Genomic DNA, 10,378 nt, shown 5'->3' with positions numbered 1-10,378 from the left:
CCCTCGGCGACCAGCTTGGACGCGGTCGGCTCCGGCACCCAGGCGCCGTCGATGGAGCCGGACTTGTAGGCGTCCGGAGTGATCTTGTTGTCGGTGCGGACGACGGAGACGTCGCCCTTGCCGCTCTGCGGGTCGACCTTCCAGCCCTGCTCCGCGGCCCAGTTGAGGAAGGCCACGTCCTGGGTGTTGCCGAGCTGGGGGGTGGCGATCTTCTTGCCCTCGACGTCCTTCAGGGACTTGATCTTCTTCGGGTTGACGACGAGCTTGACGCCGCCGGAGGCGGATCCGCCGATGATCCGCAGGTTCTTGCCGTTCGACTTGGTGTAGCCGTTGATGGCGGGGGAGGGGCCGATCCAGCCGATGTCGATGGACCCGGCGTTCAGCGCCTCGATCTCGGACGGGCCGGCGTTGAAGGTCAGGGGCTTGATCGTGGTGCCGCCGAGCTCCTTCTGGAACAAGCCCTCCTGGACGCCCACCAGAGCGGTGGCGTGGGTGAGGTTGGGGAAGTAGCCGATCTTCACTTCGTCGGCGGAGAGCTTCTCGGCGCCCGCCGCGGCCGCGTGCTGTCCGCTGTCGTCGGTGGAGTCGGATCCGTATCCGCAGGCGGTGAGCAGGAGGGGGAGCGCCGCTGCGACGGCGAGGGTGCGCAGGGCGGTGAGCGGTCTTGCGGCAGACACGGAGGTGTCCTCTCTGGGATGGACGATCAGGGAGGTACGGAACGGCGCGGTGCTGAGGGAATCCAGCGATTCCCTAGTTTTCCTACCTGGCTGATAGGGATCGTGGCAGAAGGTGGCGCTCACCCCAAGAGGATGTTCATATGATGGACGTCAGCATCTCGCGTCTCGAGACGGCACGCATCGCGGGAGCTGCCCGAGCCCGTGTGACGGTTCGGCTTCTCGTCGTGCGGCGGCCGGAAAACGCTTGGACTGGGCACCTGCCGTCGCGGGACACTCCCCTTCCCGGCCTGCCCGTACGTACTCGGTGGCAGGGCCGCGGACCACGGGGGCGGCTCCGGGCCGCCGTACGAGACCACGGGATGGGGGCATGGTGTCGTCCGACTCACGAGAGGCATCGCCCCGCAGGGGCGCGGTGCTGCTCGCACTCCGCTGCTACGGACGGGAGTTGTCCCGGCTCCGTCGGCTGACGGTGCCCGCGATGCTGCTTCCGGCGGTGGGCAACATCGGCCTCAACTACATCGCGCCGCTGGTCGTGGCGAAGCTCGTCGCACGCATCGCCGGAGACGGCCGGGTGAGCCTCGGTGCGACGCTGCCCTACGTCCTCGGGTTCGCCGGCGTCATGCTGGGTGCCGAGGCGCTGTGGCGCGTCGGCCTGCACTGCCTGAACCGCCTCGATGCCCTCGGCATCGAGCAGCTGTACGTGATCGGCATGGACGAGCTGTTCGCCAAGGACGCCGCCTTCTTCCACGACAACTTCGCCGGGTCGCTGACCAAGCGGGTCCTGAGCTTCGCCTCCCGGTTCGAGGAGTTCGTCGACACGCTGACCTTCCAGGTCGTGGGCAGCCTGGTGCCGCTGGTGTTCGGGTCGGTGGTGCTGTGGCGCTACCAACCGCTCCTCGTCGTGGGGCTGCTGGTGATGATCGCGGCGACGGCGCTGTGCGTGGCGCCCCTCGTCCGCCGCCGTCAGGCGCTCGTCGACCAGCGCGAGGAGGCGATCGCTCGGGTGTCGGGCCATGTCGCCGACAGCCTGATGAACATGGAGACGGTGCGGGCGTTCGCCGCGGAGGAGCGTGAGGCCGCCGAACACCGGGCCCGGGTCGCGGAGTCGCGGCGGCTGTCGCTGCGGTCCTGGGACTACGGCAACCTGCGCATCGACTCGCTGGTGGCGCCGATGTCCGTGCTGACCAACGCGCTGGGGCTGCTGCTCGCCGTCGCGTTCGGCGGGGGCGGGCACAGTGTGGAGGCGGTCGTCGTCGCCTTCACGTACTACACCAACGCCACGCGGATCATGTTCGAGTTCAACCAGATCTACCGCCGGCTGGAAAGCTCGATGACGGAGGCCGCGCAGTTCACCGAGCTGCTGCTGGTGCCGCCGACCGTACTGGACCCGGTGTCGCCGCAGCCGCTGTCCCCGGCGGCCGCCGACGTCCGCTTCGAGAAGGTGACCTTCGCCCACGGGAGCGCCGCCGAGCCGCTCTTCGACGGGCTGGACCTGACCGTGCCCAGCGGGGCGAAGGTCGGACTCGTCGGCCGGTCCGGCGGCGGCAAGACCACGCTCACCCGGCTGCTGCTGCGGATGACGGACATCCACTCGGGCCGGATCCTGATCGGCGGTCAGGACATCAGCCTGCTGCGCCAGGCCGACCTGCGCGGCCTGATCGCCTATGTGCCGCAGGACCCGGCGATGTTCCACCGCACCCTGCGCGACAACATCGCGTTCGCCCGGCCGGAGGCCACCGACGCCGAGATCCGCCGCGCGGCCGAGGCGGCCCACGTCACGGAGTTCGCCGACGCGCTGCCGGACGGCTTCGCCACCATGGTGGGCGAGCGCGGGGTGAAGCTGTCCGGCGGGCAGCGCCAGCGGGTCGCCCTGGCCCGGGCGATCCTGCGCGACGCGCCCATCCTGCTGCTCGACGAGGCCACCAGCGCGCTGGACTCCGAGAGCGAGATCCTCGTCCAGGAGGCGCTGTGGCGGCTGATGGAGGGGCGTACGGCCCTGGTGGTGGCGCACCGGCTGAGTACGGTCGCCGGCATGGACCGGCTCGTCGTCCTCGACCGCGGCGAGATCGTCGAACAGGGCACGCACCAGGAGCTGCTCGCCTCGGGCGGCGCCTACGCCAAGCTGTGGCACCACCAGTCGGGCGGCTTCCTCGACTCCTCGGCCGCCTGAGCCGTACGCCCTCCCTGGGACCGTCAGGCCGCGCCGAACGCCGAGAACGCCCACCCCGTGGCCTGGTGCGTCGCATCGCCCGGCAGCCCGGCCCGCGCGTCGCGCAGGGCCTCGGCCAGGGACAGGCCGGCGCCCAGCCCCTTGTGCAGGGCCAGCATCAACGGCACCACCGCCTCGTCGTTGACGGGTGCGCTGCACGCCACCACCCCGGCCGTGCCGAGCGGCAGCAGCGCGGTGACCAGCCCGAGCAGCTCGTCGGCGCCGACGGAGGCGAACCGGGCGGTGTCGCAACAGGACAGGATGATCCGGTACGGGCTGCGGTCCAGGCGCTCGAAGTCGTGCACGATCAGCGGGCCGTCGGCCATCGTCAGCGACGAGAACAGCGGGCTGTCGGCGCGGAAGGTGCCGTGCGCGGCGATGTGCGCGAGCGCGGCCCCGTCCAGTTCCCGCAGCACCCGCGACACATGGGCGGCGTCGCCCTCCAGCACGGTCGGCGACCCGTACCGGCCGGCCAGCTCCGGCACCTCCGCGCCGCCGGTCGCCAGACCGGGGCCGCGCACCAGCACCTGCCGGGAGTCGGGCGGCGGCTCCGTCTCGCGGGCGCGCAGCCAGCTGCTCGCCGACGGCGACACGCTCAGCACCCGCTCCCGCAGCGCCGGCAGCAGCGCCCACGGCACCCGGTGCAGCGAGCCCGGCGGCACCACCACCACGGCTCCCGTGCCCAGGTGGCGGGCGGCCGGACCGAGCAGCAGCTCCTGGAGGCGCCGCCCGGCCGCCTCCACCAGCGGCAGCCGGGCCGCCGCCCCCGGGTGGGCCAGCCGCCGCAGCCCCGCCTGCACATGCTCCGCCTCGACCACCGCGTCCGCGAGCCGGCCGGCCTCGAAGCGCCGTACCCGCCCCTCCCCGCACAGCAGCACATGCACCCGGCCGTCCAGCACGGCCAGTTCGACCAGCCGCGCGTCCTCGAGCCGCGCCAGCAGCCGGCCCGGCTCGAACCGGTCGCCGCCACCCGGCGCCGCACCGCGCAGATGCAGGGTGCGGGAGCGGATCTCCCGTTCCAGGCGCCGCTGTTCCCGCTCCAGCGCCGGGACCGGATGGCCGTCCTGGCGGGCCTCCTGCGCCCGGGCGGCGATCTCCCGGAACGCGGTCAGGCCACTGAGCAGCGCCGGATCGGCGGGCGGCCGGGTCGGCGGCGCGGACAGCACCGTGGCCCGCCAGCGCTCGCTCCACACCAGCAGCCGCCGGGGCTCACCCGAGGCGAGGGCCGACTCCTGGGCCAGCGCGGCCAGTTCACCGCCCTGCGCGGTGGCCCGTGCCCGCAACTCGGAGGCACCGAGCGTCATCCGGTGGTCGTCCAGCACGTCCAGGCCGCGCCGGCAGGCCTCCAGCACACCCCGGCCCGAGCCGGCCGCCCGCGCCCGCAGCGCCTGCGCGGCCCAACCCGTCATCCGCGCCAGCGGCGGCCCGCCGTGCCGGCTGCGCGCGGCCACGGCCAGATGCTGCTCCGCCTCCGCCGACCGGCCCAGGGCCAGCGCGATCCGGCCCGCCAGCAACGACGCCTCCGGCGCGGCCGGAGAACCGAAGGCGGCCAGCCGCTCGGCCACCGCCGCGGCGTCCGCGACCAGCCGGCCGGAGCGGCGCCCGACGGCCACCCGCGCCTCGATCAGCACCAGCCGGGCATGCGTCTCCCACCAGGTGCGCCGCTGACCGGCGAACAGCCGCACGGCCTTCGTCGCCCGCGCGATCGCCGTGTGCGGGTCGTCCGCCAGCCGCGCGGCGCGCGCCGCCGCCAGCAGCAGCTCGGCCTTGCGGGTCGACTGGCCGCCCAGCCGGTCGAGTTCGGCGATCGCCGTGTCCGCCTCGGCCAGCGCCTCCGGCGCCAGCCCCGCCGCCATCAGCACCTCGCAGCGCCGGATGTTCAGCATGAAGGTGGGCGTGCCGAGCTTGGCGTAGCGCTCCTCGGCCTCGTCCAGCAGCCGCAGCGCCGCCGGAATGTCGCCCCGCCGGAACGCCGCGAGGCCCCGGCTCTCCACGGCGTCGGCCTTGTCGTGCTCCTGGCCGGTGGTGTCCCACAGCGCCTCCGCCGCAGTGAAGTCGGCGTCCGCCCGCTCCACCGCGCCCAGCGCCAGATGCACCGTGGCCCGCAGCGTCAGCGCCCGCGCCGTCCAGATCACGTCGTCGGCCTGCCGCAGCACGGGAACGGCCCGGCGTACGTCCTCCAGCGCCTGACGGTGCCGGCCCAGCACCCACCACACGTACGCCCGCCGGTACAGCACCCGCGCCCGGGTGTGCCCCGTCCCGCGCGCCACGCCCTCCTCGAACGCCGCGAGCCCGTCCCGGGTGCGACCCGCGTGCACCAGCGCGACCCCGAGGGTGGCCAGTACGTCGGCCTCCCGCTCGGCCGAGCCCGCCCGCGCCGCCAGGTCCCGGGCGCGCCGCAGATGCCGCAGGGCCGGGCGCATGTCGCCGAAGTCCCGCTGCCAGATACCGATCACCTGGTGCGCCACCGAGGCGTGCAGCGGCGGCGGACCGGCGTCCAGCAGCGCCCGCGCCCGGGCCAGCGCCTCGGCCGGGTCAGCGAACACCATCGGCAGCAGTTCCGGAACCGACTCGCTTCCCGCTGTCACCCACCGGATGGTAGTGGCACCGAAGTGACGCCGGAACCGCGTCCCCGGTGTTCGACGCTGTATCAATCGGGGGCCCGGAGGCTCTGACTGTACGACCATCGCCCCAAGGGGAGGACACCCACGCCATGGCACCACAGCGATTCCACGAGCAGTTCGACCAGATCCAGCGCTCGATGCCCGACGTCCCCCTGGCGATGGGCCCGGACGACTCGGCCGAGTTCCTCTACGAGAAGGGGGTCGTCCTCGCCCGCGACGGCGAGGAGGCCCGGCTGGTCGAGGACACCGTCCGCACGCACTTCACCGCGGCGCCCGACCTCAGCGCCGACCATGTGCGCCGGGCGAGCCCCGAGACCAACCGCACCGGGATCACCCGGATCCAGGTCGGCGACCCCTCGGCCGGCGACCGCGGCGGCGACCTCGCCGTCGCGCACGCCCTGCGCGCGCTGCGCGAACCCGAGGGCCGGGCCGGCCGTCGCCTGATCAGCCGCAACCACGTGGTGTCCATCGCGGTCAACGCCTGCCCGGGCGACGAGCCCGTGCCCGCCCCGTTCAGCCAGGGCACCAATCCCGTGCCCGCCGAGGACGCCCACGACCCGGAAACCGCCGTCGGCGTCCTGGTCATCGACACCGGTCTCACCCACGACTACCGCGCGGACCCGCTGCTCGCCCACGTCACGGGCGACGGCCAGGTACGGGAGACGGACGGGGACGGCGTCCTCCAGCAGTACGTCGGCCACGGCACGTTCATCGCCGGACTGGTCGCCGCGGTCGCGCCCAACACCGACATCACCGTCCGCAACACCCTCAACGACGCGGGCGCCATCCTCGAGTCCGACTTCGGGCACAAGCTGTTCGAGTCGGTGGACCAGCACGGCTGGCCGGACATCATCAGCCTCTCCGCCGGCAGCTCCAACGGCCGTGTCGACGGCCTGCTCGGCGTCGACGCCTTCATGCGGGAACTGCGCGCCCGCGGCACCCTGCTCGTCGCCGCCGCCGGCAACAACTCCAGCGCCACCCCGTTCTGGCCCGCCGCCTACGCCGGCCTGTCCGACGACTGGGCCGACTGCGTCCTGTCCGTCGGCGCGCTGCGCAGCGACGGAGAGTTCGGCGCCTGCTTCAGCAACCACGGCGCCTGGGTGCGGGCGTACGCCCCCGGCGAGCGGCTCACCAGCGCGCTCACCGGCTTCGCGAGCCCCGTGCCGTACGTCTACCAGCACTCCACGTACGACGCCTGCCGGTTCGGCTTCCAGTACGCCTGCACCTGCCAGTACCCGCGCCACACCGGCCTGCTGAGCGAGACGCGGGAGAGCACCGGGGGCAAGGCGGACCAGGTGATGTTCGAGGGGTACGCGCACTGGAGCGGCACCTCCTTCGCCGCCCCGGTGGCCGCCGGCCTGGTCGCCGCCCACATGAGCGCGCGCAAGGAACGCGACCCGCGCACCGCCTGCCGGCAACTGCTGTCCGCCAACACCGAGTACGCGGAGGTGCGCGGGGCGCACGTCCCGGCGCTGCGCCCGCCCACCTGGCGCCCGGTGCCCGTCCGGCCCGCTGTGCCGGCATGAGTACCGGAACAATCCCCTCCGCGGCGTACGATGACATGCCGTACACGAGGGGTGAGTTGGTGGATCGTGCAGATGTCGGCGCGCTCGTCCAGTCCGCCGTCGACGGGGACGCGTCGGCCTGGAAGGCGTTGGTGGAGGGGCTCAGCCCGCTGGTGTGGTCGGTGGTGCGCGCGCACCGGCTCTCCGACGCCGACGGGCACGAGGTGTACCAGACCGTCTGGTTCCGCTTCGCCCAGCACCTGGGGCGCATCAGGGAACCGGACAAGGCGGGCTCCTGGCTGGCGAGCACCGCGCGCCACGAGTGCCTGAAGACGCTGCGTAGCCTGAGCCGGCTGACGGTGACCGACGATCCGCAGCTGCTGGACCGGGTCAGCGAGGACGGCTCGCCGGAGCAGTCGCTGCTCGACTCCGAGGAGGCCGCCGCGCAGAGCGAGCGGATCCGCCGGCTGTGGCAGGAGTTCGAGCGACTCGGCGACCGCTGCCGCCAGTTGCTGCGGGTGCTGATGGCCTCGCCGCCGCCCAGCTACCAGGAGGTGTCCGCCGCGCTGGGCGTCGCCGTGGGCAGCATCGGACCACTGCGCCAGCGCTGTCTGCGGCGCCTGCGCGCACGACTCGACGCACGGGGGACCTCGTGAACGACGACGACCACACCCTCATGAGGGACGGCGACGACGGCGCCGGCGGGTTCGAGGAGGCGGTGCTGGAGGACGAACTGCGGCAGGCCGCCGCCGTCCTGGACCCGGTGCCGGAAGCCTTGCGCCAACTGGCCGTCGAGGCCTACGCGCTGCACGACCTGGACGCCCGCATCGCCGAGCTGACCTTCGACTCGCTGCTCCACGCGCTGCCGGTCAGGGGCGCCACGGACGTGCCGCGGATGCTGACCTTCCAGGCCGGCGAGCTGACCGTGGACGTGGAGGTCTCCGGGGACGGCCTGATGGGACAGGTGATGCCGCCGCAGCCCGCCCGGATCGAGGTACTGAGCGGTCCCGGGGCGGGAGCCCGGCTCACGGCCGACGACCTGGGCCGCTTCACCGCCGACGCCCCGCCCACCGGCCCGTTCGCGCTGCGGCTGCGCACGGGCGGGCACGTGGTGGTCACGGAGTGGCTGCGGGCGTGATGACAGGCGCGTCCGGGGGCCTCACCAGGTGACCGGCAGGGTCTGCGGACCGCGGATCATCGTCCGGCGGCGCCAGGCGACCTGGCCCGGCGGAACCGCGAGCCGCAGACCCGGCAGCCGGTCCAGCAGCGTGTCCACCAGCAGCTCGGTCTGCAGCCGGGCGAGGACGGCGCCCGTGCAGTAGTGCGGGCCGTTGCCGAACGCCAGATGCGGGTTGGGGTCACGGTCGGGGTCGATCACGTCCGGGTCCGGGAAGACGTCCGGGTCCCGGTTGGCGGCCAGGTAGGAGACGTAGACGGGCTCGCCCGCGGCGATGCGCACCCCGTGCACCTCGACGTCCTCCAGCGCGATCCGGGCCAGGCCCACGGTGCTGCGGTGCGGGATGTACCGCAGCAGCTCGTCCAGGACCGGGCCGCGCGCCTCGGGCCGCTGCCGCATCCGCGCCATCAGCTCCGGCCGGGTCAGCATCAGGAACAGCATCTGGCCGCAGTTGTGCGTGACAGCCTCACCGCCGATCTGCAGCGGACCCGCCAGGCCCACCGCCTCCTCCTCGGAGATCTCGCCCCGGCCGACCGCCGCACCGAGCAGCGACAGCACGTCCTGCGCCGTGCTGTCCCGGCGGGCGCGGATCGTGGCCGCGATCCACCCGTACATGCCCTCCTTGGCCCGGTCGGCGGCCTCGGCCCCGCCGGAGGTGGAGATGATCTGCCGGGTCCAGGTGTGCACCTGCTCCCGTTCGGCGACCGGCACCCCCATCACCTCGGCGACCACCGCGATCGGGAACGGCTCCAGCACCCGCTCGACCAGGTCCGCCGGCGGCCCGTCCCGCAGCATCGCGCCCACCAGCTCGTCCAGCAGCTTCTGCGCCCGGGGCCGCAGCCGCTTCATCGCGCCGACCGTGAAGGCACCGGCGACCGGCTTGCGCAGCCGGTTGTGGTCGGGCTGGTCGGCCCAGGCCAGCGAGCCGGGGCGCGGCTTGAAGTGCGGGGCCAGCCGGGTGACCTGGCGCCGGGTGACCTCCGTGCGGCTGAACCGCGGATCGTTCGTGACCAGCTTGACGTCGTCGTAACGGGTGGCCAGCCACGCCCATCCCTCGCCGTGGGGCAGCCGGACACGGGTGACCGGGCCCTCGCGCATCAGCTCGGTGAGCACCGGATCGAACTGTGTGCCCTCCAGGTCGAGCGCGGGCCAGTCCCGTACGGGAGGCGGCGCCGGCCGCTCGGCAGGGGGCGGCGCCGGCCGCTCCACGGGCGACGGCGTCACCCCGGTGGGCGAGGGCGTGGTGATCTCCTGCGTCATACGTCAACCCTCGCCGCGCCCCTGCCGGTTGTCGCGCCGGAGTGCTCCAGCCGGAGGTCAGCCGCCCAGGCCGTCGACGAGGGCGGCCAGCGCCTCGGCGAGCCGGCCGAGACCGGGGCCCGCGGGGCCGCCCGGCTCGGTCATGTACGTGTCCCGGCGGATCTCGACCATCAGAGCGCCGACCCGTGCGTCACGGCCGTAGAACTCCAGCGGCACATAGGTCCCGGCGAACGGGCTGTTCAGGCCCGTCTCGCCGAGGTCCCCGAAGACCTCGCGGGCCTGCCGCACCAGCTCCGGCGGCGTGTGGAAGGCGTCGGTGCCCAGGCACACGGGCGGCCGGGGGCCCTCGCCGTGCAGTTCGTAGGGCAGGGCGGTCGCCGGGTAGGAGTGCACGTCCACGATCACGGCCCGTCCGGTGGCGGCGAGCCGGTCCGCGACGGCCTCGGTCATGGCCCGGGCGTAGGGGCGGAACCAGCGGTCGATCAGGGGCTCCGGGTCGGTGTCCGCGGTCCGCAGCACCTCGCGGTGTGTGGTGTGCGTGTACACGGCGCCCATGCCGACCGCCGTCATCTCCTCCCGCTCGTCCGGGAACCGCTCCGGGTCGACGACCAGCCGGGACAGCCGGTTGACGAACCGCCACGGCGTGCGGGCCGAGAGCCGGGCCGCCTCCTCGGCGATCCGGTCGGTGTGTGCGTCGGTGATGTGGTCCAGCTCGCGTTCCAGCGCCGTGTCACCGAGCACGATGCCGGCCCGGACGGCCGGCGGTATCTCCCGCGCCGCGTGCGGCACATGCAGGATGACCGGTGAGTCGGCGGCGCCGGGCAGCACCTCGAAGGACGGCGGCGCGGCAGCGGCTGAGGACATGGGGCGACTCCGGGACGAGGACGGGCCGACGGGGTGCTGTGCAGGTGCGCCCGGGCCGGGCG

General features: G+C 73.8%; 8 protein-coding genes. 4 read left to right on the top strand and 4 right to left on the bottom strand.

All coding sequences use genetic code 11. From position 1 onward, the window contains the following. Window positions 1-677 (bottom strand): ABC transporter substrate-binding protein (locus tag IE318_RS45045; RefSeq protein WP_229903639.1); only part of this gene is annotated, 677 nt, incomplete at its 3' end. A gap of 367 nt (window positions 678-1,044) precedes the next feature. On the opposite strand from IE318_RS45045, the gene IE318_RS20925 reads away from it, so the two are divergent. Next, window positions 1,045-2,847, top strand: a complete 1,803-nt coding sequence (locus IE318_RS20925) for an ABC transporter ATP-binding protein (RefSeq protein ID WP_189902542.1) — start codon at window positions 1,045-1,047, stop codon at window positions 2,845-2,847. A 23-nt stretch (window positions 2,848-2,870) separates the two neighbouring features. Here the strand turns inward: IE318_RS20925 and IE318_RS20920 are convergent, their stop codons facing one another. Then, a complete protein-coding gene (locus IE318_RS20920; RefSeq protein ID WP_229903640.1) occupies window positions 2,871-5,435 on the bottom strand; it encodes a CHAT domain-containing protein in 2,565 nt (854 codons plus the stop codon). Between the two features lie 164 nt (window positions 5,436-5,599). On the opposite strand from IE318_RS20920, the gene IE318_RS20915 reads away from it, so the two are divergent. Genes IE318_RS20915 through IE318_RS20905 form a run of 3 tightly spaced genes read left to right on the top strand, consistent with a single transcriptional unit; the run spans window position 5,600 to window position 8,153 of the window. Then, complete coding sequence (locus IE318_RS20915) at window positions 5,600-7,036, top strand: S8/S53 family peptidase (RefSeq protein WP_189902538.1); 1,437 nt, start codon at window positions 5,600-5,602, stop codon at window positions 7,034-7,036. After that, complete coding sequence (locus IE318_RS20910) at window positions 7,033-7,671, top strand: RNA polymerase sigma factor (protein WP_078916997.1); 639 nt, start codon at window positions 7,033-7,035, stop codon at window positions 7,669-7,671. The genes IE318_RS20915 and IE318_RS20910 overlap by 4 nt, the downstream gene beginning before the upstream one ends. A 20-nt stretch (window positions 7,672-7,691) precedes the next feature. Further along, window positions 7,692-8,153, top strand: coding sequence for a hypothetical protein (locus IE318_RS20905; RefSeq protein ID WP_107473267.1), 462 nt, complete (start codon window positions 7,692-7,694; stop codon window positions 8,151-8,153). A gap of 21 nt (window positions 8,154-8,174) precedes the next feature. Here IE318_RS20905 and IE318_RS20900 read toward each other — a convergent pair whose 3' ends face one another. Both IE318_RS20900 and IE318_RS20895 read right to left on the bottom strand, forming a co-directional pair. Beyond that, window positions 8,175-9,452: a cytochrome P450 gene (locus tag IE318_RS20900; protein WP_189902536.1), complete on the bottom strand. Its 1,278-nt coding sequence runs from the start codon at window positions 9,450-9,452 to the stop codon at window positions 8,175-8,177. A 57-nt stretch (window positions 9,453-9,509) separates the two neighbouring features. Next, window positions 9,510-10,316, bottom strand: a complete 807-nt coding sequence (locus IE318_RS20895; protein WP_189902534.1) for an N-formylglutamate amidohydrolase — start codon at window positions 10,314-10,316, stop codon at window positions 9,510-9,512. Window positions 10,317-10,378 lie beyond the last annotated feature (62 nt).

It is taken from the genome of Streptomyces spiralis, from assembly GCF_014654675.1.
GTDB lineage: Bacteria > Actinomycetota > Actinomycetes > Streptomycetales > Streptomycetaceae > Streptomyces > Streptomyces spiralis.
This window is presented reverse-complemented; position numbering and strand designations above follow the sequence as displayed.

Bases quoted from the DNA above. Each gene is read 5' to 3' on its own strand.
- IE318_RS20895 (WP_189902534.1), bottom strand. From the start codon at position 10,316: ATGTCCTCAGCCGCTGCCGCGCCGCCGTCCTTCGAGGTGCTGCCCGGC.
- IE318_RS20900 (WP_189902536.1), bottom strand. From the start codon at position 9,452: ATGACGCAGGAGATCACCACGCCCTCGCCCACCGGGGTGACGCCGTCG.
- IE318_RS20905 (WP_107473267.1), top strand. From the start codon at position 7,692: ATGAGGGACGGCGACGACGGCGCCGGCGGGTTCGAGGAGGCGGTGCTG.
- IE318_RS20920 (WP_229903640.1), bottom strand. From the start codon at position 5,435: ATGGTGTTCGCTGACCCGGCCGAGGCGCTGGCCCGGGCGCGGGCGCTG.
- IE318_RS20915 (WP_189902538.1), top strand. From the start codon at position 5,600: ATGGCACCACAGCGATTCCACGAGCAGTTCGACCAGATCCAGCGCTCG.
- IE318_RS20910 (WP_078916997.1), top strand. From the start codon at position 7,033: ATGAGTACCGGAACAATCCCCTCCGCGGCGTACGATGACATGCCGTAC.
- IE318_RS20925 (WP_189902542.1), top strand. From the start codon at position 1,045: ATGGTGTCGTCCGACTCACGAGAGGCATCGCCCCGCAGGGGCGCGGTG.